This is a genomic window from Pseudomonas iranensis (assembly GCF_014268585.2).
Taxonomy (GTDB): domain Bacteria; phylum Pseudomonadota; class Gammaproteobacteria; order Pseudomonadales; family Pseudomonadaceae; genus Aquipseudomonas; species Aquipseudomonas iranensis.
The window spans coordinates 5,320,315-5,343,861 of record NZ_CP077092.1 but is presented as its reverse complement, the minus strand read 5'-3'; the positions used below and the strand labels follow the sequence as shown (position 1 = coordinate 5,343,861).

Annotated in this window: 20 protein-coding genes; 6 read left to right on the top strand and 14 right to left on the bottom strand. The window is 61.2% G+C overall.

The genetic code is table 11. The features are described 5' to 3' along the window. Positions 1 to 50 precede the first annotated feature (50 nt). The 12 genes from HU724_RS24040 to dksA all read right to left on the bottom strand — a co-directional run bounded on the left by HU724_RS24040 (position 51) and on the right by dksA (position 16,280). Positions 51 to 1,067, bottom strand: a complete 1,017-nt coding sequence (locus HU724_RS24040; protein WP_186569364.1) for a class I SAM-dependent rRNA methyltransferase — start codon at positions 1,065 to 1,067, stop codon at positions 51 to 53. A gap of 135 nt (positions 1,068 to 1,202) precedes the next feature. Further along, positions 1,203 to 3,140 carry an acetate--CoA ligase gene (acs, locus tag HU724_RS24035; protein ID WP_186569363.1) on the bottom strand — a complete coding sequence of 646 codons (1,938 nt, stop codon included), beginning with the start codon at positions 3,138 to 3,140 and terminating at the stop codon, positions 1,203 to 1,205. Positions 3,141 to 3,340: 200 nt separating this feature from the next. Further along, positions 3,341 to 5,005, bottom strand: a complete 1,665-nt coding sequence (gene pgi, locus HU724_RS24030) for a glucose-6-phosphate isomerase (protein WP_016773160.1) — start codon at positions 5,003 to 5,005, stop codon at positions 3,341 to 3,343. Positions 5,006 to 5,364: 359 nt separating this feature from the next. After that, positions 5,365 to 6,225: a pantoate--beta-alanine ligase gene (panC, locus tag HU724_RS24025; protein WP_024014335.1), complete on the bottom strand. Its 861-nt coding sequence runs from the start codon at positions 6,223 to 6,225 to the stop codon at positions 5,365 to 5,367. Further along, a complete protein-coding gene (gene panB / locus HU724_RS24020; RefSeq protein ID WP_122750964.1) occupies positions 6,222 to 7,022 on the bottom strand; it encodes a 3-methyl-2-oxobutanoate hydroxymethyltransferase in 801 nt (266 codons plus the stop codon). The genes panC and panB overlap by 4 nt, the downstream gene beginning before the upstream one ends. Positions 7,023 to 7,456: 434 nt before the next feature. Then, positions 7,457 to 7,942 (bottom strand): 2-amino-4-hydroxy-6-hydroxymethyldihydropteridine diphosphokinase, encoded by a 486-nt coding sequence (gene folK / locus HU724_RS24015; RefSeq protein ID WP_186569362.1) that lies wholly within the window; start codon positions 7,940 to 7,942, stop codon positions 7,457 to 7,459. Positions 7,943 to 7,945: 3 nt separating this feature from the next. Next, the gene (locus HU724_RS24010; RefSeq protein ID WP_016773164.1) at positions 7,946 to 9,346 is read right to left on the bottom strand and encodes a polynucleotide adenylyltransferase PcnB; all 1,401 of its coding nucleotides are present in this window, start codon (positions 9,344 to 9,346) and stop codon (positions 7,946 to 7,948) included. Positions 9,347 to 10,080: 734 nt separating this feature from the next. After that, positions 10,081 to 11,517: a sigma-54-dependent transcriptional regulator gene (locus HU724_RS24005; protein WP_039761623.1), complete on the bottom strand. Its 1,437-nt coding sequence runs from the start codon at positions 11,515 to 11,517 to the stop codon at positions 10,081 to 10,083. Between the two features lie 22 nt (positions 11,518 to 11,539). Beyond that, the gene (locus tag HU724_RS24000; protein ID WP_024014332.1) at positions 11,540 to 14,494 is read right to left on the bottom strand and encodes a sensor histidine kinase; all 2,955 of its coding nucleotides are present in this window, start codon (positions 14,492 to 14,494) and stop codon (positions 11,540 to 11,542) included. After that, positions 14,478 to 14,654 (bottom strand): hypothetical protein, encoded by a 177-nt coding sequence (locus HU724_RS23995; RefSeq protein ID WP_003176118.1) that lies wholly within the window; start codon positions 14,652 to 14,654, stop codon positions 14,478 to 14,480. The genes HU724_RS24000 and HU724_RS23995 overlap by 17 nt, the downstream gene beginning before the upstream one ends. A 77-nt stretch (positions 14,655 to 14,731) precedes the next feature. Next, positions 14,732 to 15,625 carry a tRNA glutamyl-Q(34) synthetase GluQRS gene (gene gluQRS / locus HU724_RS23990; protein ID WP_186569361.1) on the bottom strand — a complete coding sequence of 298 codons (894 nt, stop codon included), beginning with the start codon at positions 15,623 to 15,625 and terminating at the stop codon, positions 14,732 to 14,734. 211 nt (positions 15,626 to 15,836) lie between these two features. Further along, entirely contained in the window at positions 15,837 to 16,280 is a 444-nt protein-coding gene (gene dksA, locus HU724_RS23985; RefSeq protein WP_016773167.1) for an RNA polymerase-binding protein DksA, read from the bottom strand. A 332-nt stretch (positions 16,281 to 16,612) separates the two neighbouring features. On the opposite strand from dksA, the gene HU724_RS23980 reads away from it, so the two are divergent. Together HU724_RS23980 and sfsA are read left to right on the top strand one after the other, a co-directional pair. Further along, positions 16,613 to 17,782 (top strand): pyridoxal phosphate-dependent aminotransferase, encoded by a 1,170-nt coding sequence (locus HU724_RS23980; RefSeq protein WP_071173620.1) that lies wholly within the window; start codon positions 16,613 to 16,615, stop codon positions 17,780 to 17,782. Then, complete coding sequence (sfsA, locus tag HU724_RS23975) at positions 17,782 to 18,495, top strand: DNA/RNA nuclease SfsA (RefSeq protein ID WP_024014329.1); 714 nt, start codon at positions 17,782 to 17,784, stop codon at positions 18,493 to 18,495. Before HU724_RS23980 ends, sfsA begins: the two co-directional genes overlap by 1 nt. On the opposite strand, the gene HU724_RS23970 is transcribed toward sfsA, so the two are convergent. Then, positions 18,492 to 18,809: a Rieske (2Fe-2S) protein gene (locus HU724_RS23970; protein WP_073475450.1), complete on the bottom strand. Its 318-nt coding sequence runs from the start codon at positions 18,807 to 18,809 to the stop codon at positions 18,492 to 18,494. The genes sfsA and HU724_RS23970 overlap by 4 nt on opposite strands. A gap of 164 nt (positions 18,810 to 18,973) precedes the next feature. On the opposite strand from HU724_RS23970, the gene HU724_RS23965 reads away from it, so the two are divergent. Genes HU724_RS23965 through HU724_RS23950 form a run of 4 tightly spaced genes read left to right on the top strand, consistent with a single transcriptional unit; the run spans position 18,974 to position 22,515 of the window. Beyond that, positions 18,974 to 19,846 carry a heme/hemin ABC transporter substrate-binding protein gene (locus HU724_RS23965; protein ID WP_186569360.1) on the top strand — a complete coding sequence of 291 codons (873 nt, stop codon included), beginning with the start codon at positions 18,974 to 18,976 and terminating at the stop codon, positions 19,844 to 19,846. 50 nt (positions 19,847 to 19,896) lie between these two features. Next, entirely contained in the window at positions 19,897 to 20,880 is a 984-nt protein-coding gene (locus tag HU724_RS23960; RefSeq protein WP_186569400.1) for a FecCD family ABC transporter permease, read from the top strand. Next, a complete protein-coding gene (locus tag HU724_RS23955) occupies positions 20,877 to 21,647 on the top strand; it encodes a heme ABC transporter ATP-binding protein (RefSeq protein WP_437180366.1) in 771 nt (256 codons plus the stop codon). Before HU724_RS23960 ends, HU724_RS23955 begins: the two co-directional genes overlap by 4 nt. 19 nt (positions 21,648 to 21,666) lie before the next feature. Next, entirely contained in the window at positions 21,667 to 22,515 is an 849-nt protein-coding gene (locus HU724_RS23950; RefSeq protein ID WP_186569358.1) for a ChaN family lipoprotein, read from the top strand. A 233-nt stretch (positions 22,516 to 22,748) separates the two neighbouring features. Here the strand turns inward: HU724_RS23950 and HU724_RS23945 are convergent, their stop codons facing one another. After that, on the bottom strand, positions 22,749 to 23,543 hold the full coding sequence (locus HU724_RS23945; RefSeq protein ID WP_186569357.1) for a Crp/Fnr family transcriptional regulator: 795 nt from the start codon (positions 23,541 to 23,543) through the stop codon (positions 22,749 to 22,751). Between the last annotated feature and the right edge of the window lie 4 nt (positions 23,544 to 23,547).

Below are 23,547 nucleotides of genomic sequence, written 5' to 3'. Positions count from 1 at the left end.
GCGAGCAGGCTCGCTCCCACAGGGGAATGTAATCGCTCATGCCGGAGGGATCACAGCTGCAAGATCAGCGTTTTCAACGGTGGCTGCTGGTCCTGCGAGGGGAAGTCGGCGCCCGGGGTCATCACGCTCCATTCGCGCACCGGGCGGCCGGCTTTTTCGGCGCAGCGCAGCACTTGTTCGCGCCAGTCGTCCATGCTGACTTTCGCCAGGTTGTTGCAGCAGATCAGCACGCCATCGTCGGCGGTGGTCAGCAGCGCCGGTTTGAGCAGGCTCTGATAATCGCGTAGCAGGTCGACGGTGCCGAATGCGCTTTTGGCCCACGCCGGCGGATCGAGCAGGACCAGATCGTATTGGCGCTGTTCGATGCGCTGATAGCTCGGCAACTTCTGCCCGCGCCGCTGACTGATCGGCAGGCCAGCGAGCTGGCGGATTGCCGGAAAGTAATCGGACTGAATGAATTGCATCTCCGGCAGATGCGGATTGAGCAAACCATTCTCCCGACCGACCGCCAGATTGCCCTCGGCAAAGTCCAGGTTGCACACCTCGCGCGCACCGCCCGCCGCCGCACTGAGGCCAACGCCACAGGTGTAAGCGAACAGGTTGAGCACGCTTTTGCCTTGCGCGTGATCCTTGACCCAGCCACGGGTGTTGCGCAGGTCGAGGAACAGCAGCGGATCCTGCCCGGCATGACGCCCACGCACGCGGTAGTTCAGACCCCATTCATGCCCGACCAGATCGGCCAGTGCGGCGTCATCGGCTTTATAGACGCTGTCCTCGCGATCGATCCGCGAGTTGCCACGGGAGCGGTCGTTGTAGACCAGCAGGCTGTCGAAGCCCAGCGTCTGGTTGACCATGGCGTGCAGTTGCAGCAGATCATCACGTTCGAGCGTCTGGTGAAAACTCTGCACCAGCAGTTGCGGGCCGTAGCGGTCGATGGTCAGGCCGCCCGCACCTTCCTGGCTGCCATGGAACAGCCGATAGCAATCGGTGCCCTGGCTGTGCAGCGCAGCGAGCAGGTCCTGGCGTTGATCGAGGGCGGCGCGCAGCGCCTGATTCAAGGAAGACATGCGGGCGCCTTGCTGAGGGGAATTGGGGCGCGGGAGTTTAACAGTTTGCCGGGTGATCGCGTGATGGCCTTCGCGAGCAGGCTCGCTGCCACATGTGCAATGCGATCACCTGTGGCAGCGAGCCTGCTCTTGAATCTATTGATTCAAACGTTTATCAACGAGGTCCTGCACCACACTCGGATCAGCCAGCGTCGAAGTATCGCCCAGACTGTCGAGCTCATTGCAGGCAATCTTGCGCAGAATCCGCCGCATGATCTTGCCCGAACGGGTCTTTGGCAGCGCCGGCGCCCACTGGATCAGGTCCGGTTTGGCGAAGCTGCCGATCTCCTTGCTGACATGCGCCAGCAGGTCTTTCTTCAGCTCTTCGTTGGCCTCGGTGCCGTTCATTGGCGTGACGAACGCGTAGATGCCCTGGCCTTTGACATCGTGGGGATAACCGACCACGGCGGCCTCGGCGATGCTGTCGTGCAGCACCAGGGCGCTTTCCACTTCGGCGGTGCCAATGCGGTGGCCGGAGACGTTGATCACGTCGTCGATGCGTCCGGTGATCCAGTAATCGCCGTCCTCGTCGCGGCGGGCGCCGTCGCCGGTGAAGTAATAGCCGGGGTAGGGTTTGAAGTAGGTGTCGATCATCCGCTGCGGATCGCCGTAGACGCTGCGAATCTGCGCCGGCCAGCTGGATTTGATCGCCAGCACGCCACTGCCGGCGCCTTTGATTTCCTTGCCGACTTCGTCAAGCAACACCGGTTGCACGCCAAACATCGGTTGCGTCGCGCAGCCCGGTTTGATCCGCTGCGCGCTGACCAGCGGGCTGAGCATGATGCCGCCGGTTTCGGTCTGCCACCAGGTGTCGACGATCGGGCAGCGCTGTTCACCGACAGCATTGAAATACCATTCCCACGCTTCCGGATTGATCGGCTCACCGACGCTGCCGAGCAATCTGAGGCTGGCGCGCGACGTTTCCTTCAACGGTCCGGCGCCTTCGCGCATCAGCGCGCGCAGGGCGGTGGGTGCGGTGTAGAAAATGTTCACCTTGTGCTTGTCGATGACCTGCCAGAAGCGCGAACTGCTCGGGTAGCTCGGCACGCCTTCGAACATCAGTGTGGTCGCACCGTTGGCCAGCGGCCCGTAGACGATGTAACTGTGGCCGGTGACCCAGCCGACGTCGGCGGTGCACCAGAACACTTCGCCGTCGCGGTAATCCAGCACGTACTTGAAGGTCATTGCTGCTTGCAGCAGGTAGCCGCCGGTGGTGTGCAGCACGCCTTTGGGTTTGCCGGTGCTGCCGGAGGTGTAGAGGATGAACAGCGGGTCTTCAGCGTCCATCGGTTCCGGCGGGCAGTCGTCGCTGACCTCGCGCACGGCCTGGTGATACCAGAGGTCACGGCCTTCGACCCAATCGACCTGGCCCTGAGTGCGCTCGACCACCACCACGGTGCTGACGTTCGGGCAACTCTGCAGGGCTTTGTCGACGTTGTTTTTCAGCGGCACGAAGCGGCCGCCGCGCACGCCTTCATCGGCCGTGATCACGGTACGGCAGTCGGCGTCGAGGATTCGATCACGCAGGGAATCCGGGGAAAATCCGCCGAACACCACCGAATGAATCGCGCCGATTCGTGCGCAGGCGAGCATGGCGTAGGCGGCTTCGGGGATCATCGGCATGTAGATGCACACCCGGTCGCCTTTCTTTACGCCACGGCTTTTCAGCACGTTGGCCAGACGGCAGACGTGGTGATGGAGTTTGTTGTAAGTGATCTGCGCCGATTCGGCAGGATCATCGCCTTCCCAGAGCAGGGCGGTCTGCTCTCCACGGAGCTTGAGGTGACGGTCGATGCAGTTGTAACTGACGTTGAGCTTGCCGCCGGCAAACCAGGCGGCTTCACCGGTTTTCAGGTCATAGCGCTGAACGGTCTGCCACGGCGTGCTCCAATCGAGGAAGCGCGTGGCCTGCTCGGCCCAGAAGGCACTGGGGTGCTCAATCGATTCGCGGTACAGGCGCCGATACTCGTCCTGGCTCAACTGAGCGGCCTGGCGCACGGCATCGGCTTTGGGGAACGTGCTGATATCGAACATGACGGTTCCTTATTCTTGTGGTGCGACACGAATAAAGATGCGCCGAGCGCTGCACAGGTTCAAGTCATGCGCCAAAACAACTGTGGGAGCGAGCCTGCTCGCGAACGCGGCGGATCAGTCAACACAGTGTTGAATGACGCACCGATTTCGCGAGCAGGCTCGCTCCCACAGGGGAACAGCGTTGTGCCCGAAGGCTTTTATCAGCCGCGATGACGCCCGCGGAAGTAGTTGATCAGGCCCTGAGTCGAGGCATCGTCAGCCACGGTCTCGTCGCTGCCGACCAGACGGTTGTAGACGCCTTTGCCCAATTCCTTGCCCAGTTCCACACCCCACTGGTCGAAGGCGTTGATGCCCCAGACCACGCTTTGTACGAACACTTTGTGCTCATACATCGCAACCAGGGCGCCGAGGCGACGCGGGCTGATGCGTTCGACCACCAGGGTGTTGCTCGGACGATTGCCCGGGATCACCTTGTGCGGCGCAAGTTTGCGCACGTCGTCTTCGCCCATGCCTTTGTCGCGCAGTTCGGCTTCGGCTTCCGGCAGGGTCTTGCCGAGCATGAGCGCCTGGCTCTGCGACAGGCAGTTGGCGTACAGCCACTGGTGGTGGTCGGAAACCGGGTTGAAGCTGACGATCGGCACGATGAAGTCGGCCGGGATCAGTTGGGTGCCCTGGTGCAGCAACTGGTGATAAGCGTGCTGACCGTTGCAGCCGACGCCGCCCCAGATCACCGGGCCGGTATCGGTCGACACCGAGGTGCCGTCCTGGCGCACGCTCTTGCCGTTGGACTCCATGTCCAGCTGTTGCAAGTGCTTGGTGATGTTGCGCAGGTAGTGGTCGTACGGCAGGATCGCGTGGCTCTGCGCACCCCAGAAGTTGCCGTACCACACGCCGAGCAGCGCCAGCAGCACTGGCATGTTCTGTTCGAACGGCGCGGTCTGGAAATGCTGGTCCATGGTGTAGGCACCGGACAGCAGCTCCTTGAAGTTGGACATGCCGATGGCCAGGGCAATCGGCAAACCGATCGCCGACCACAGCGAGTAGCGCCCGCCGACCCAGTCCCACATCGGGAAGATGTTTTCTTCGCGGATACCGAAGGCCACAGCGGCGGCGTTGTTGCTCGATACGGCGATGAAGTGGCGATACAGCTCGGCTTCCGAGCCGCCCTGCGCCAGGTACCAGGCGCGTGCGGCCTGAGCGTTCTTCAGGGTTTCGAGGGTGTTGAACGACTTCGACGAAACGATGAACAGCGTGGTTTCGGCGCGCAGTTTCTGCGTCAGCTCGTGGAATTCGCTGCCGTCGATGTTTGCCAGATAGTGGCAACGTACGCCTTTCTGCGCGTAGGACAGCAGTGCTTCGGACACCAGCTCAGGACCGAGGAACGAACCACCGATACCGATATTGACCACGTCAGTGATCGGCTTCTCGGTGTAGCCACGCCACAAGCCATCGTGGATGCGGCCGACCAGATCGGTGATCTGGTTCAGCACCTTGTGTACTTCCGGCATCACGTTGACGCCATTGACCGACAACTTGTCGCCGACCGGGCGGCGCAGAGCGGTGTGCAGTGCCGGGCGGCCTTCGGAGGCGTTGACGATTTCGCCGTCGAACAGCGCTTTGATCGCGCCCTTCAGATCGACTTCATTGGCCAGGCCCACGAGCAGGTTGCGGGTCTCGGCGTTGATCAAATTCTTCGAATAGTCGAGAAACAGACCGCAGCTACTGAGGGTGAACTGATTGAAACGCTGCGGATCGGCGTTGAAGGCCTCGCGCATGCTGAAATCCTGCATGGCTTGGCGGTGATCTTTCAACGCTTGCCAGGCGGGCAGAGCGGTAACGTCGTGAGGAGTGCGGTAGTACGCCATCGCTGCGGTTTTCCTTTTTACTTGAACGGCCTTTTGAACACGGTACAGATCAACCACGGGTTTTTAGCGCATGGGATCAACTGCGTCGACACGAGATCTGGACACAGGGCGAATACAGTAAACCTCGCGCTGCGTTCTGTCTTGACTTTGTCTGACCAGATCCCTGTACTTTTTTAACATCCGTTGAGGAATCTGGCCGACAAACGGAGGTGCCCGGAAGACTTTCGCCCAACCGGCATGCACCGAAAACACCTGTGGGAGCGAGCCTGCTCGCGTAGGCGTGGTGTCAGGCAACTTATAAGTCGCTGATACACCGCCTTGGCGAGCAGGCTCGCTCCCACAGGGAAATTCGTTGCTGCTTAAATCGGGCTATCGAGATTCAGGTGCAGGTTGTCGATCAAACGCGTGGTGCCGAGGAACGCCGCCGCGAGAATCACCAGATCGCGATCCTCCGCCGTCGCCGGACGCAACGTCAGGCCATGGCGGATTTCCAGATAATCCGGACGCAGCCCCGCCGCTTCCAGCACCTGCAACTGCGCAGCGATCAGCGCCGGGTAATCGCGCTCACCTTGCTTGATTGCTTCGGCAATGCTGCTCAGCACGCGATACACCACCGGTGCCACGGCGCGCTGGTCTTCATTGAGGAAGCCGTTGCGCGACGACAGCGCCAGACCGTCCGCTGCACGCACGGTCGGCTCGCCGATGATCTGGATCGGCATGTTCAGGTCGTGCACCAGTGCGCGGATCACCGCCAGTTGCTGGTAATCCTTCTGGCCGAAGATCGCCAGGTCCGGCTGGACCATGTTGAACAGCTTGCTGACCACCGTCGCCACACCTTCGAAGTGCCCCGGACGGCTGGCGCCACACAGGCCTTCGGACAATTGCGGCACGCTGACCCGGGTTTGTCCGGCCATGCCGTCCGGGTACATCTCTTCAACCGTCGGCGCAAACAGCAGGTCGCAACCGGCTTCGAGGAGCTTTTCCTGATCGGCGGCGAGGGTGCGCGGGTATTTGTCGAGGTCTTCGCCGGCGCCGAATTGCAGCGGGTTGACGAAAATACTCGCGACGACGAAATCCACTCGCTGGGTAGCTTTGGTGATCAGTGCGACGTGGCCGCTGTGCAGGTTGCCCATGGTCGGCACGAAGCCGATGCGCTTGCCTTCACTGCGCGCGCGGGCGACGGCGGCGCGCAGTTCGCGTACGGTTTTGACGGTGTTCATGCAGAGAATCCGTGTTCGATGCCGGGGAACGTGGTGGCTTTGACTTCGCTGACGTAAGCCTTCAGCGCGGACTGGATGCTGTCCTGACCTTGCATGAAGTTCTTGACGAATTTGGGTACGCGGCCGGTGATCGACAGGCCGAGCATGTCGTGCAATACCAGCACCTGGCCGTCGGTGGCGTTGCCGGCACCGATACCGATCACCGGAATGCTCACGGCCTGGCTGATTTCTGCCGCCAGTTCGCTCGGCACGCACTCAAGCAACAGCATGGCCGCACCGGCCTGCTCCAGCGCGATCGCATCGGCACGCATCTGCCGCGCCTGGTTCTCATTGCGGCCCTGCACTTTATAGCCACCGAGAATGTTCACTGCTTGCGGGGTCAGGCCCATGTGCGCGCACACCGGCACTCCACGTTCGGCGAGCAGACGGATCGACTCCGCCAGCCACAGCTGACCTTCGACCTTGACCATGTGCGCGCCGGCCTGCATCAGCATGGCGCTGTTGTTCATGGTCTGTTCGAGGGTGGCGTTGGCCATGAACGGCAGGTCGGCGAGGATCAGGGCATCGCCATTGCCGCGCTTGACGCTGGCGACGTGGTAGGCCATTTCCGCCGTGGTCACCGGCAGGGTGCTGTCATGACCCTGCAGAACCATGCCGAGGGAGTCGCCGACCAGCAGCACTTCGACACCGGCCTCGTTGCAGGCGTGGGCGAAGGTCGCGTCATAGCAGGTCAGCATGGTGATTTTTTCACCTTTCTGCTTGAGGCTCTGGAGCGTGGTCAGGGTGATGGCTGGCATGTAAAAAATCCTCGTTCAGGCGCTCTGGAAACTGCTGCGAGTCACGCGCGTGATTCTTCATCTACTCAGGCGCACGGTCTTGTGTCGTGCTTTGAAAGGCCTGGATTGCGCCCGTTCATGCCGGGTTGGCGGCAGCGGGACGCCTATAGTCGTGATGAGCCAACAGGAAGTCAATTGCGGGTGTTACCGCATTGTTACGCGAGCGGTGTTACCGGCGTTACTGATGCGATTCAGCGGCGCGGCGTGGCTGATTCGGGGATTTTTGTCTGACAAAAACTGGAGATTGGCAGGTGACCTGTGGCGAGGGGATTTATCCCCGTTGGACTGCGAAGCAGGCCCAAATCTGAACTAGCTGTACACAACATGGGGCCGCTCCGCGACCCAACGGGGATAAATCCCCTCGCCACACAACCACATTTCACAGAAGATTTTTGTCAGGACTGGGAGAGGCGTTCGAGGCCGACGAACGGGCAGGCGGCCAGCAGGTCTGTCAGCGTGCGGCCATCAGCGAGACGCAGATCTGGCGGCGCGAGTTCAGCCAGCGGATACAGTACAAACGCCCGCTCCTGAATGTGATAGTGCGGCACTTTCAGCCGTGGCTCATCGATCAGGCGATCGCCGAACAGCAGAATATCCAGATCCAGCGTGCGAGGCCCCCAGCGCTCAAGACGCTCGCGGCCCTGAGCGTTTTCGATCGCTTGCAAAGCGTCGAGCAGCTCGATCGGTGCGAGCGAACTGTCGAGGGCGGCGACGGCATTGGTGTAACGCGGCTGGCCCGGCAGCAGCGAATCGCTTTGATAAAAGGCTGACACGCCGGCAAGACGTGTCTGCGGCAATTGGCCCAGCGCCGCGATGGCGCTGCGCAACTGGTCGGCCGGGTCAGCGAGGTTGCTGCCCAGGCCGATGTAGATGCGTTCCATCGCTTACTCGCCCGTCGCGCTCGAAGCACCGGCGCGCTTGCGCTTGGAACCGCCGCTGCGGCGACGTTTGCGCGGTGCGCCGCTGGCATCGTCGCCCTTGCCGCTGAGGTCGCGGATCATGTCGCGACGCTCGCTGTCATTGGCGTCCTGATAATCGGTCCACCACTCGCCGAGGCCATCGGTCTCCTCGCCGGCGCTTTCACGCAGCAGGAGGAAATCGTAACCGGCACGGAAGCGCGGGTTGTCCAGCAACAGATCGGCGCGTTTGCCACTGCGCCGTGGCAGGCGTTCCTGCATGTCCCAGATTTCGCGGATCGGCATGGTGAAGCGCTTCGGAATCGCGATGCGCTGGCACTGTTCGGCGATCAGCTCATGAGCCGCTTCCTGCATCGCCGGAATCGGCGGCATGCCACGTTCCTGCAGACGCAACACTCGCGCCGGCAGCGCAGGCCAGAGCAGGGCGGCAAAGAGGAACGCCGGGGTTACCGGTTTGTTCTGCTTGATGCGCAGGTCGGTGTTGGTCAGCGCTTCGCTGATCAGCGTGTGCGTGTATTCCGGGTTGTATTCCAGCGCCTCGGCACTGGCCGGGAACAGCGGGGCGAACAGTTGCAGATCGACCAGCATTTCGAAGGTGATCGCGCCGTGGCCGGAGAGGAACAGCTTGAGCACTTCTTCGAACAGCCGCGCCGACGGTATCTCGCGCAGCATCGGCGCCAGTTCGCGGATAGGCTGCACGGTGTGCTTCTCGATGCCGAAGTTGAGCTTGGCGGCGAAACGCACGGCCCGCAGCATGCGCACCGGGTCTTCCTGGTAACGCTGCTTGGGGTCGCCGATCAGGCGGATCAGGTGATTGCGGATGTCGTGCACGCCATTGGCGTAATCGAGAATGCGCTCACTGACCGGATCGTAATACAGGGCGTTGATGGTGAAGTCGCGACGTTGCGCGTCTTCTTCCAGGGTGCCGTAGACGTTGTCGCGCAGAATGCGCCCGCTCTCGTTGCGCGAAGACTGGTTGCTGTCTTCGTCGTCTTCGTTGACCGGGTGATTGGCGCGGAAGGTCGCGACTTCAATGATTTCGCGACCGAAATGGATGTGCACCAGCTTGAACCGGCGGCCGATGATCCGCGCATTGCGGAATTCGGCACGCACCTGCTCGGGGGTGGCGCTGGTGGCGACGTCGAAGTCCTTGGGCGTGATGCCCAGCAGCATGTCACGCACGCAACCACCGACCAGATAAGCCTGGTAACCGGCACCTTGCAGGCGTTCGACGATATTCACCGCATAGCGGCTGAACTGCGTTTTCTGCAGCGAATGTTGGCCGCTGTTGAGCACTTCAGGGGTACTGCGGATGTGTTGCGTACGACGCACGGGAGTTCGGAATGACTGGAACAGCTTCTTCAGCATGGGATGCACTGTTTGAAGGAATGTTCGGCCATACCAAATGAATGACCGCATGATGGGCGCAGATTCTAGCATTTAGTCGGGGGATGGTGTAGGACGCAGCAGATATGAGCTGCAAGCCGCAAGCTGCAAGGGTCGAAGGAGGGAAAGCAGGGGGATTTCACGGAAGGGAGAAACTACAAGGGGAGCCGAAGCTCCCCAAGAAGTAGTTGCGTGCTCTTTTTATTATTGATTCGGGCTTCTTGTTTTTGTTGAGTGCCCTCGCCACGAAGTGTTTCCTTCGTGACCCTCCCAATCGGGAGCCAAGAGCAAACGGATTGCTTTGGTCGCTGAATTGCAGTGATCTGTCGATCCAACCAGTACAGGCTCTGTCTTAGGACAGTTTTTGTTGTTCTCGGCCTGGTCGTGGGGCAAGCCCCAAATACAACGCCTCTCCAAAAGAATCAGTTAGCTGCGCCTCTCGCCGTCTTGTTTTTATTGTGCGTGAGTCGATTCGTCTTATTTTTATTGTCTTGTGCATTGCTTGTTATTGTTCTTGTACCAAACATATAGCAGGGTGCGTGCCAACTTTTGCCAAGCCCAGTAAAACAAGGGGTTAGGTCGATATAACCGTTTTGCAGGGGCGAAAAAAAGCCGGGGTTTCGTTACCGATAACCCCGGCTTCTGTTACGTGAATCGACTGCGGTAACAGTTTTTTCACATTGTCATGCGTTACCCGCGCACGCGGTGGGTAACGCTCAGCTCTCGCTGGCGACTCCGGTCTTGCGCCGTGGAATGCCCAGACGCTGGCGGCGTTCCCACAGGCATTTGCGGCTGACGCCCAGTTTGCGTGCCAGTTCGGTCTCGGTCATGTGGTCCTGATGCTCGAGGACGAAGTGCTGGAAGTAATCCTCCAGCGACAGATCCTCGGTCGGCTCATGGCTGCTGTTGCTGGCGTTACCGCCGGTTTGCGGCGGCAGACCGATGAACTCGTCGTCTTCGAGATCGCTCAGCTCGATGTCGATGCCCAGCAGGTCGGCCGAGATCTCCGGGCTTTCGCTGAGAATCACCGCGCGCTCGACAGCGTTTTCCAGCTCACGCACGTTACCCGGCCAGGAATAGTGCCGGATCGCCTGTTCGGCATCGGCGGCGAATTTCAGGTCGGTGCGATTGATCCGCGCGCTCTGGCGAGCGAGGAAGGCATTGGCGATTTCGTTGACGTCGGCGCCACGCTCGCGCAGCGGCGGCAGCTTCAGAGCAATCACGTGCAGACGGTAATAAAGGTCTTCACGGAACTGACCGATTTTCGCCAGGCTCTTCAGATCGCGGTGAGTTGCAGCGATCAGGCGCACATCGACTTTCTGTGACTGCACCGAACCTACGCGGCGAATTTCGCCTTCCTGCAGAACCCGCAGCAAGCGAGCCTGGGCTTCGAGGGGCAGTTCGCCGATCTCATCGAGGAACAAGGTGCCGCCGTCCGCCGCTTCGACCAGACCAGCGCGACCGGCGCTGGCGCCGGTGAACGCGCCTTTCTCGTGGCCGAACAGTTCGGACTCGATCAGGCTTTCCGGAATCGCCGCACAGTTCACCGAAATCATTGGCGCCTTGGCGCGTTTCGACAGATTGTGCAGGGCACGGGCCACCAGTTCTTTACCGGTACCGGACTCACCCTGAATCAACACGTTGGAATCGGTTGGCGCGACTTTGCGGATCTTGCTGTACAGGTCCTGCATCGGTGGGCAGGAGCCGATGATGCCAATTTCACCATTGCTGTTATCCACAGCGGCTTTGCCATTGCCGGCGGCAGGCTTGCTCGCCGTGGCTTCGCCGGCAGCCGGCGCCGACTGGCGATCGCGCAGGATCCGCGCAACCGCCTGGAGCATTTCATCGTGGTCGAACGGCTTGGCGATGTAATCGACCGCGCCCATTTTCATCGAGTCGACCGCCGAGCGCAGGCTGGCGTAACTGGTCATGATCAGCACCGGTGTGCCTTGCCCGAGCTTGATCAGCTCGGTGCCCGGAGCGCCCGGCAGGCGCAGGTCGCTGACGATCAGATCGAACGTAGGAATGGTGAAGCGTTCTTGTGCTTCCTGCACTGATCCGGCTTCGCTGACCTGGTACTGGTTGCGTTCCAGCAGGCGGCGCAAGGCGGAGCGGATAATGGTTTCGTCTTCGACGATCAAAATGTGCGGCATTGATTCGATACTCTCGACGGTCTCAGTTCACAGCGGACGTCGCTTCGACATGACGCGGTAAGGTCACCCGGATACGGGTGCCGCGTTGGCTTTGTACATCAGCCGGGCTGTCGATGGTGATTTGTCCATAATGCTCTTCAACGATGGAATAGACCAGTGCAAGGCCCAGACCGGTGCCTTCACCAGGATCCTTGGTGGTGAAGAAAGGTTCGAACAATCGGTCCATGATGCTCGACGGAATGCCACTGCCTTCGTCTTCGACGATCAGATCGACCGTGTGTTCGCCGGCTTCGCTCTTGACCCGTACCGCACTGTGCGGCGGCGAGGCGTCGCGGGCGTTGGAGAGCAGATTGATCAGCACCTGGGCAAGCCGTTGCGGATCGCCTTCGACCCAATGGTCGGGATCACACAGGTTGTAGAACTGCACTTCGAAGTTGCGCCGGTTCAGCGCCAGCAGGCCAATGGCGTCCTGCGCGACTTCGGCCAGACACACCGGTTCGTCGTTGTGCTGATGGCTGCCGGCATGGGCGAAGCTCATCAGCGACTGGACAATGCGCGAGACGCGTTTGGTCTGCTCGAGAATCTGCCCACTGATTTCCGTCAGCTCGCCGTCGTCTTCGCGCTCTTCGCGCAGGTTCTGCGCCAGGCAGGCGATGCCGGTGATCGGGTTGCCGATTTCGTGGGCCACACCCGCTGCGAGTCGACCGATGCTGGCCAGCCGTTCGGAATGCACCAGTTTATCTTCGAGCATCTGCGTTTCGGTCAGATCCTCGACCAGTAACACCAGGCCACTGTTACCCGGGGCCAACGGCTCGTCGATTGCCGCTTTGTGCAGATTCAGCCAGCGGGTCTGACCATCGAGGGCCAGATGCTGTTTGTGCAAATGCTCGTCGGGCAGGTTGATAAAGCCTTGCAGCAGTTCTTTCCACGGGTTGGCGATGGTGCTCAAGCGAGAACCGACCACTCGCTGTGCGGCGATGCCGGTCAGCTCTTCCATCGCCTTGTTCCACATCAGGATCTCCTGATCCTTGGCCAGCGAGCAGACGCCCATCGGCAGTTCCTGCAAGGTCTGGCGGTGGTAGCGGCGCAGGGCATCGAGCTCGGCGGCCAGGCCGGTGAGGCGCGAGTGGTAATCCTCGAGACGGCTTTCAATGAAGTGAATGTCTTCGGTGACGTAGTTTTCGCCGCCAGCCTTATAGGGCAGGAAGGTTTCCACCATATCCTGCGCAACGCTCGGGCCCATCAGGCCGGACAGGTTGGCCTCAATGCGGTCGCGCAACCGGCGCAAGGCATACGGCCGGCGTTCATCGAAGGGCAGATACAAGTCGCGCAGCGCTTGCTCGACTTCTTTCTGCGCAGCCTTGGCGCCGAGCGGTTTGGCCAGTTGCGTGGCGAATTCCTGCGGCGAGGCGGCGTGCAGTTCGCGGCGTTGCGGGCGCCGCACGTTATCCACCGCACAGGCTTCGGCGGCGCTGGCTTCTTCCGGGCTGGCGTTGGTGAACAGTGAGATCAGGGTGAACATCAGCACGTTGGCCGCCAGCGAGGCGATGGCCGCCATGTGCCAACTGGTGTCGTCGAGCACGTAGATCATGTTCAGCAGCGGGATATAGAAGCCCTGCAGATTGCCGACCAGCGGCAGCAGCATGGTCACCACCCAGACCGTGATCCCCGCCAGCAGACCGGCAATGAAGCCGCGGCGGTTGGCGGTGGGCCAGTACAACACCGACAACACCCCGGGCAGAAATTGCAGGGTCGCCACGAACGCGACGATGCCGAGGTTGGCCAGATCCTGCTCGACGCCGAGCATCAGGTAGAAGCCGAAGCCGGCCATGATGATCGCCACGATCAGCGCCCGACGGGTCCATTTCAGCCAGCGGTAGATATTGCCTTCGGCCGGCGGTTGATAAAGCGGCAGCACCAGATGGTTCAGCGCCATGCCCGACAGGGCCAGGGTGGTGACGATGATCAGGCCACTGGCGGCGGACAGGCCACCGACATAGGCGAGCAAAGCCAGCGGTTTGCTGTTGGCGGCAATGCCGATGCCGAGGGTGAAATATTCCGGGTCGGTGGTGGCGCCGAGTTTCAGCCCGGCCCAGAGAATCAGCGGTACGGCAAGACTCATCAACAGCAGAAACAACGGCAGGCCCCAACTGGCGCTGACCAGCGAGCGCGGGTTGAGGTTTTCCGTAAAGGTCATGTGATACATGTGCGGCATCACGATCGCCGAGGCAAAGAACACCAGCAGCAGCGTGCGCCACGGACCTTCCTGCAACGGCGTGTGCAGGGCGGCGAGGGCGGTCTGGTTTTGCAGCAGCCACAGTTCGAGCTGTTGCGGGCCGTCGAACACACCATACAGCGCGTACAGGCCAACGCCGCCGAGAGCGATCAGTTTGATGATTGATTCGAAGGCAATCGCGAACACCAGCCCTTCATGTTTCTCGCGCGTGGCGATGTGCCGGGAACCGAAGAAAATCGTGAACAGAATGATCAGCGCACAGAACGCCAGCGCCACGCGGCTCTGCACACGTTCGCCGGTGAGAATGCCGATCGAGTCGGCCACGGCCTGAATCTGCAAGGCAAGCAATGGCAAGACGCCAATCAGCATGAAAATCGTGGTCAGCGCACCGGCCCAGGTACTGCGAAAGCGGAAGGCAAACAGATCGGCCAGCGACGACAGTTGATAGGTGCGGGTGATCTTCAGGATCGGATAGAGCAGCACCGGCGCCAGCAGGAATGCACCGGACACGCCGAGATAACTGGACAGAAAGCCGTAACCGTACTGATAGGCCAGGCCCACCGTGCCGTAGAACGCCCAGGCACTGGCGTAAACCCCCAGCGACAGGGTGTAGGTCAACGGGTGGCGAATGATCGCGCGCGGGATCATGCCCCGTTCGCTGACCCAGGCAACGCCGAACAACGCCGCCAGGTACGCGGCGCTGATCAGGATCATCTGGGTCAGGCTAAAGCTCATCGGCATCTTTTTGGCTCTGCAGGATGAAGGTCACGACAATCAGGATCAGCCAGAGCAGATAAGGGCGATACCAGGCGCCCGTCGCGTCGATCCACCAATCCATGATGGCGGGGGAGAACAGGTAGATCCCGACGACCAGAAGCAGGACCAAGCGATAGATGTACATCCCGGCCTCTCTTTTTTATGCGCGTGCCCGAAAACGTGCGGCGATGGTAACGGATGGGCGCGCGACTGCAAGTGTCGTCATTGCAGTTGCGCTTCGGGCAGGGTCAGTGTGCGCGGGATCCTTTCGGCATCCCAGTGCGCGCAGCCCCAGGCCAGCAGTTCGCGCGGCGAAGCGTGAGCCAGTTCGGTGCCGGGATTCTGCCCCAGCGCGCGCAAGGCCCGCAGCAGCAACGGCGTGGCCTGATCGGCTTCGAGCGGCGGCGAGCGGTAGGACTTGCCGAGTTTGTTGCCGTCCGGCTGGGTGATCAGCGGCAAGTGCAGATAACGCGGCTGTTTCAGACCGAGCAGTTCTTGCAGGTACAGCTGACGCGGCGTCGAATCGAGCAGATCGGCGCCACGCACAATATCGGTAATGCCTTGCCAGGCGTCATCGAGTACCACCGCGAGTTGATAGGCGTAGAGACCATCGCGCCGACGGATGACGAAGTCGCCTACGTCGCGGCCCAGGTGCTGGCGGTATTCGCCCTGCACGCGATCAATGAAGTGGTATTCCAGCTCCGGCACGCGCAGGCGGATCGCGGCGTCGTGCTGTTCATGTCCGGCATTGCGGCAAAACCCCGGATAAATCCCGTGATAGGGCTCCAGTTGTTTGCGCGAGCAGGTGCAGGCGTAGGCCAGGCCATGATTGAACAAGCTATCGAGCACTTCGGCATAAGCCGCGTGTCGATCGCTTTGGCGGACCATTTCGCCGTCCCATTCGAAACCGTAGCTTTCCAGCGCCTTGAGAATCGCCGCTTGTGCACCGGGCTCTTCGCGCGGCGGATCGAGATCTTCCATGCGCACCAGCCAGCGCCCACCGACGGAGCGGGCGTCGAGGTAAGACGCCAACGCAGCGACCAGCGAACCGAAGTGCAGGTGGCCACTGGGGGTGGGGGCGAAGCGGCCGATGTAGGCGGGGGATTTGGCAGTCATGGAGGCGATAAAGGCTATTCAGAATTTAAGCAGGTTACCCCTGTGGGAGCGAGCCTGCTCGCGAAAGCGCTGTGTCAGTCAATAATGAGCTGTCTGAAGGGACGCTTTCGCGAGCAGGCTCGCTCCCACAGAGGCAGAAGCAGGTTCCGCGGGCAAAACACAGAAACAAAAACGGAGCGTTCGCACGCTCCGTTTTTCGTTCAGGTCGAGATTACTTGCCGACCTGCTTTTCCTTGATTTCCGCCAGGGTCTTGCAGTCGATGCACAGATCCGCTGTCGGACGGGCTTCGAGGCGCTTGACGCCAATCTCGATGCCGCAGGACTCGCACCAGCCGTACTCTTCGTCTTCGATCAGTTGCAGCGTCTTGTCGATTTTCTTGATCAGCTTGCGCTCGCGGTCGCGGGCGCGCAGTTCGAGGGCGAACTCTTCTTCCTGGCTGGCACGGTCGGCCGGGTCAGGGAAATTGGCCGCTTCGTCTTTCATGTGATCAACCGTGCGGTCGACTTCCTGCATCAAGTCCAGTTTCCACTTGTTCAGGATCTTGGTGAAGTGCGCGCGCATTGGAGCGCCCATGTACTCTTCACCCGCCTTCGAAACATAAGGTTCGAAGCCGCTGATCGTGTCTTTCTGCTGTTGCTTTGCTTGGGTGGACATGAAATAGACCGCCTCTACTCTTGTAATCCATTGCGCAGGATTGCTCCATCACCGACACCTGCCGGCCCTGCGGCTGCAAGCGGGCGAACTTACCAGATCAAATCAGCCTGCGCTACTCCCGGATGTCGAGCCCCCGGCGGGTGGCGCTTGCAGATGTCTGACAAGCCGTGTCTGTGGGAAGGGAGACCTGTTCAATCACTGATTTTAGTCAATCCTGGAGCGTACGTTCAGATCGTTACAGTCCAGCGTTCTTGAGGCTGTGACCTTCACGGGTTCTCGCTCGTTCCGGCAGACAGGTAGAATCGTCTCTTTTTTCCGTCAAAGGCATTCCAATGGGCCCCTACAGTGCGCGCAGTCGTGCGATCGAACCGTTCCATGTGATGGCGCTGCTGGCGCGGGCCAATGAATTGCAGGCCGAAGGCCACGACGTGATCCATCTGGAAATCGGCGAGCCGGACTTCACCACCGCCGAGCCGATCATCCGCGCCGGACAAGCTGCGTTGAGCGCCGGCAAGACCCGTTACACCGCCGCCCGTGGCATTCCCGAACTGCGCGAGGCGATCGCCGGTTTCTACCAATCGCGGTACGGCCTGAATATCGACCCACGGCGGATTCTGATCACGCCGGGCGGCTCCGGCGCGCTGTTGCTGGCCAGTGCCCTGTTGGTCGATCCGGGTAAACACTGGCTGCTCGCCGACCCGGGCTACCCGTGCAATCGGCATTTCTTGCGGCTGGTCGAAGGCGCGGCGCAACTGGTGCCGGTCGGGCCGGAGGTGCGTTACCAACTGACCCCGGATCTGGTCGAGCGGCATTGGGATCACGACAGTGTCGGCGCCCTTGTCGCTTCGCCGGCCAACCCGACGGGCACTTTGCTGACCCGCGATGAACTGGGCGGATTATCCACAGCGATCAAGGCACGGCACGGGCACTTGGTGGTGGATGAGATCTACCACGGCCTGACCTACGGCACTGATGCCGCCAGTGTGCTGGAAGTTGATGACAGCGCTTTTGTCCTCAACAGTTTCTCCAAGTATTTCGGCATGACCGGTTGGCGCCTGGGCTGGCTGGTCGCGCCGGACGCGGCGGTCAGCGAGCTGGAAAAACTCGCGCAGAACCTCTACATCAGTGCGCCGAGCATGGCGCAGTACGCGGCGCTGGCCTGTTTCGAGCCAGCCACCATCGCGATTCTCGAAGAGCGCCGCGCCGAGTTTGCGCGCCGTCGCGACTTCCTCCTGCCGGCGCTGCGTGAACTCGGTTTCAACATCGCCGTTGAGCCGGAAGGCGCGTTTTATCTGTACGCCGATATCAGCCGTTTCGGCGGTGATGCCTTCGCGTTCTGCCGACATTTCCTCGAAACCGAGCACGTTGCCTTCACACCGGGACTGGATTTCGGTCGTTATCAGGCCGGCCATCACGTGCGTTTCGCTTACACACAGAACCTCGCACGTTTGCAGGAAGCGGTTGAGCGCATTGCGCGCGGCTTGAAGAGCTGGCAAGGCTGATGCGCTTTTATCCTGCTCTGGAAGAAGCGCGGCTGATTCGCCGATATAAGCGTTTTCTCGCCGATATCGAAACCGTTAGCGGCGAATTGCTGACCATTCACTGCCCCAACACCGGTTCGATGCTCAATTGCCAGGTCGAGGGCGGGCAGGTCTGGTTCAGTCGCTCCAATGACCCGAAACGCAAACTGCCCGGCACTTGGGAAATTGGCGAAACCCCGCAGGGCCGGCTGTTTTGCGTCAACACCGGGCGCGCCAACGGCTTGGTCGAAGAAGCCTTGCAGGCGGGCGTGATCACCGAGTTGAACGGCTTTACCGCGTTGAAGCGTGAGGTTGCCTACGGACAGGAAAAAAGTCGCATCGACTTCCGCCTCGAATACCCCAGCGGCCCGGCGTATGTCGAAGTCAAAAGCGTCACCCTCGGCTTCGACGGCACGGCGGTGGCGGCGTTTCCCGATGCGGTGACCCAGCGCGGCGCCAAACATCTGCGCGAGCTGGCGCATCTGGCGCGCGACGGCATTCGGGCGGTGCAGTTGTACTGCGTGAACCTCACCGGCATCGATGCCGTGCGCCCGGCCGAGGAAATCGATTGGGCTTACGCCGAGGCGCTGCGTGAAGCGGTCGCCTGCGGTGTTGAGGTGTTGGCCTACGGTGTGCGCCTTGACCACGAAGAAATGGTCATCGACCGCCGACTCGACGTGCGGCTAAACGGTTAAACGTCGACCCACACGCCTTGTGTATCTTCCCGGCATTCAATTGCCGTGAGCGACTGCCCGGCGCAGGGTCCGGCGACGCATTCGCCGTCCTCGATCAAAAACAGTGCACCATGGGTGGCGCACTGGATCAGGCTGTTGCTTGGGTCGAGAAACTGGTCGGGCTGCCATTCCAGCCCGACGCCGCGATGCGGGCAGCGATTGAAATAGGCATAGACCTGCCCGCCACGACGCACGGCGAAAAGCTTTTTGCCTTCGATAACGAAACCGCGACTGCCACCTTCAGCCAGCTCACTGCCGGCGCAGAGAAACTTCATGGCTATCCTCAAATGTCCGCTCGTGTCTGGATATGTCCGAGCTTGACGTTCAAATGCAAACAATTATCAAATGGCGACCTTCTCCCACAGGGAGTCTGGCCGTTGCCGAGGATACTTGGCTCGCTGCGCCGATGCCCGGGAAACCTTGTTCAAGGAAGCTGCGTATGCGCCTGAAAACCCGCGTTGCCGTACTGTGCGTCGGCCTTTTTCTCAGCCATCAGGCGAGCGCAGCGGATTTACCGCAACGCTGGGTCAGCGCCGGCGGTGCGCTGTCGGAATGGGTCAGCGCGTTGGGCGGCGAGTCGAAGCTGGTCGGGGTCGACACCACCAGCCAACATCCCGAATCGTTGCAGGCGCTGCCGAGTATCGGTTATCAGCGCAGCCTGTCGGCCGAAGGCATCTTGAGCCTGCGCCCGGACATTCTGGTCGGTACCGAAGAAATGGGCCCGCCGCCGGTTCTGGCGCAAGTCAAAGCGGCCCAGGTCAAGGTCGAGTTGTTTTCAGCCCAGCCTGATCTGCCGACACTGGAAAAGAATGTCACCCATCTGGGCCAGTTGCTCGGCGCACAAAGCCAGGCAGCGCAGCTGCTGCAGAGTTATCAACAGCAGCTCCAGGCGCAGAAAGCGCGCGTTGCCCAAGTGCAGACCACGCAGAAAGCTCCGGGCGTGTTGCTGTTGCTCGGGCACGCTGGCGGCAAGCCGTTGATCGCCGGCAAGGACACCGCAGCCGATTGGTTGCTGCAACAGGCTGGCGGGCACAACCTTGCGACGCATAGCGGCTACAAACCGTTTTCTGTCGAATCCCTCGCCAGCCTCGATCCCGAAGTGCTGGTGTTCGCTGACCGTGCGCTGACCGGCGAGACCGCGAAAGCGGCATTGTTAAAGGAAAACCCGATCCTCAATTCCAGCCGTGCTGCCAAGAGCGGGCGGGTAATGGAGCTGGATCCGACGCTGCTGGTGGGCGGTCTCGGGCCGCGGTTGCCGGCTGCTTTGCAAACCTTGACTGATGGCTTCTACCCGGCCAAGGGCGGCCAATGACCACACTGGTCAAACCCCGTGGCTTGTTTATCGGCCTGACCTTGCTGTGTCTGCTGACGATCTGGCTGTCGCTGGCATTGGGGCCGGTGAGCCTGCCGCTGTTCGATACCTTGCGCGCGGCGCTGCGTCTGATCGGCGTGCCGTTGGCGCCGCAAGGGTTAGAGCAGGCTGAGCTGATTCTCGGCCAGATCCGCCTGCCGCGAACCTTGCTCGGCTTGGCGGTCGGCGGCGTGCTGGCGCTGTCCGGCGTGGCGATGCAAGGTCTGTTTCGTAATCCGCTGGCGGACCCGGGACTGGTCGGGGTGTCCAGTGGCGCGGCACTCGGCGCGGCGATTGCGATTGTCGGCGGCACGTTCTTTGACGGCCTGCCGGAGTGGTTCGGGCCGTATCTGTTGTCGGTGTGTGCGTTTCTTGGCGGACTCGGGGTGACGGCGCTGGTCTATCGGCTGGGCCGGCGCAACGGTCAGACTCATGTGGCGACCATGTTGCTGGCCGGTATCGCGCTGACGGCGCTGGCCAGTTCGGCGGTCGGTCTGTTCACCTATCTGGCCGATGACGCCACGCTGCGCACCCTGACCTTCTGGAACCTGGGCAGCCTCAACGGCGCCAGTTACGCGCGGCTGTGGCCACTGCTGATCATCACCATCGGCGTGGCGCTGTGGCTGCCGCGTCGGGCCAAGGCATTGAATGCCTTGTTGCTCGGTGAATCCGAGGCCGGTCATCTGGGCATCGATGTCGAACGGCTCAAGCGCGAACTGGTGTTCTGCACCGCGCTGGGTGTCGGCGCGGCGGTGGCGGCGGCGGGCCTGATCGGTTTTGTCGGGCTGGTGGTGCCGCATCTGGTGCGCCTGCTGGCCGGCCCGGATCACAAAGTTCTGTTGCCAGCCTCGGTGCTGGCCGGTGCGAGCCTGTTATTGCTCGCCGATCTGGTGGCGCGTCTGGCGCTGGCGCCGGCGGAGTTGCCGATCGGCATTGTTACTGCGTTTATCGGCGCGCCGTTCTTTCTTTATCTGCTGCTGCGAGGGCGTGCCTGATGCTGTCTGCGCACAATCTGCATGTCCGCCGTGGCCGCAAAGCTGTACTCAGTGGAGTCACGCTCAGGCTCGAACCCGGTCAAGTGCTTGGCGTGCTGGGACCGAACGGCGCCGGCAAAAGCACGTTGCTTGGGGCATTGTGTGGTGAGTTGCCCGCCAGTGACGGCAATGTCTCGCTCGAAGGTCAGGCGTTGAGCCACTGGAGCGGAACGCAGCGGGCACAACGACTGGCGGTGTTGCCGCAGGTTTCAACGCTGGACTTTGCCTTCGCCGTGGAAGAGGTCGTCGGCATGGGCCGTTTGCCGTACCAGACCGGGCGCGTACGTGATGACGAAATCGTCGCGGCAGCGCTGGCCGCCGCCGATGCCGGGCACCTGAGTGGGCGCAGCTATCTGGCGTTGTCCGGTGGCGAGCGTCAGCGCGTGCATCTGGCGCGGGTGCTGGCGCAACTCTGGCCGGGCCAGGCCGGGCAAAGCTTATTGCTCGACGAACCGACATCGATGCTCGATCCGCTGCATCAGCACACCACCTTGCAGGCGGTGCGCGAGTTCGCCAATCGTGGCGCGGCGGTGCTGGTGATCCTGCATGATCTGAATCTGGCGGCACGCTATTGTGATCGTGTGCTGTTGCTGGAGGAGGGGCGCCCGGTTGCGCTGGATACTCCACAGCAGGTGCTGCGTCCGGATACGCTCAAAGCGGTGTTCGGTCTGGAGGTATTGGTGCAGCCGCACCCGGAGCGTGGGCATCCGCTGATCATCGCCCGCTGATCAATCATCGAGGTGTCGCATGCGTGGATTGTGGTTGTTGGCGCTGGTGTTGCTCGCGGGGTGTCAGCACGTGGCGGTTCCGCCGGTGGGCGCTGATATCCGCGATCTGCGCAGCGGCGAGGTACTTACGGCGCAGCAATTGCTGACGCGTCTGGCTGAGCCTGAGCGTTTGATCATCGGTGAGCAGCACGACAACGCCGATCATCATGCTGCGCAATTGTGGCTGTTGCAGGAGCTCGGCGAGCAGCGAACGCAAGGCAGTCTGCTGCTGGAAATGCTCTCGCCGGTTCAACAAGCGAAAGTCGATGCGGCACGCCAGTCGAAATCCGTTCCGGCAGACCTGCCCGCGGCATTGGCCTGGCAAGAGGGCTGGGACTGGAACCTTTACGGGCCGATCGTGCGCTTTGCCCTGTCGCAGCCGTATCCGCTGCTGGCGGCCAATCTCGATGACAGCGAAATCCGCGCGTTTTACCGCAATGCACCGACTCTGAACGGTCCGCGCAGCAATTTGCTTTCGGTTAAAAATACTTTGCTTGGGCAAATCAGTGAATCCCACTGCGGCCTGCTGCCCGAATCACAGATGCCGGCGATGTTGGCAATTCAGCAACAGCGTGATCGACGCATGGCCGAACGCATGCTGGCGGCGCCGATGCCTTCGATTCTGCTGGCCGGTGAATGGCATGCGCGCAAGGATGTCGGCGTGCCGCTGCATCTGTCGGATCTCGGCGCTGGCACGGCGCCGATCGTATTGATGCTGGCCGAGCAGGGCGCTGCGGTATCGGCGGCGATGGCCGATTACGTCTGGTACACGCCGGCCACGCCGAAGCCGGATTACTGCGAGCAGATGCGACAACAGTTCGCCAAATGACTTTTCCACAGGCAAAAAAAGACCCGGTAAAAAACCGGGTCAAATAACCGTGATTAGCCTGATGAGGAGATAATCTGAGAGTCCGAACCAAGGGCTTTTCAGAATATCGACTGATCTCGCGACCAGTTGTGATAATCATAGCGATTCTCATTACCGCGTCAACCGCTGATTTTGCAAATCTGTAATTTAGTTTTGCGAGCAGTGGTCAGGCCCTGTGAATAAAGGGTTTTGCGCTAGGTGCGCTGCGTCGTCAGCTGCGTGATCTGGCGATTCAACTGGCCGATGCGTCGAGCCATGCCCTCAATCAGGCTATGGGCGATCTTCGGATTGCTGCGGGTCATGCTCAAAAATTGATCACCGGGAATCAACATCACCGTGCTCGGCTCTGACGTGACTACCGTGGCGTTGCGCGGCTCGCCGGTAAACAACGCCATGGCGCCGAAAATTTCGTCCTTCGGCACGTCACCGACCTTGTGCCCGTCAACAAATGCCTCGGCGTGCCCGTCGATAATCACGAAGACATGATCCGCTGCATCGCCCTGTTGAATCAGCACGGCGCCCGCCTCAACGCGTTTGAAGCCGTTGGTGCTGCGAAACTCCCGAGGTTTCAGCTCGGCCACGGCGTGGGCGAGCAGCGCCATTTGCCCGAGCAGATAGCTCAGCAACTGCTCCGCTCGATCAGGGTCGGCATACAAATGCTGCAAAACCTCAGCGCGCCCATAGGGCACCAGGCGCACAGCGCTGTCGCTGCAAATGCGGCAGTCGCTCCATTGCTCGCCACGTTGCAGGCCGAGCAGATCACCTTCCTGCCAGTAGAACAGCGCACGGCCCGCGATGCAGCCATGTACCACGCCCTCGCTCAGCAGAAACAACTGATCGCTCGGCACCTGTGCAAACAGATCGTCCGTAGCGTCCAGCTCGATGACCGGCGCGCACGGCGACAAATCCTGCAGCCACTGCCCAGGAAGACTCTGCAAGCGATTGATCAATGCGTCGGCGTGGGCCGATTGTTCCCCCAGTAAATACATGGCG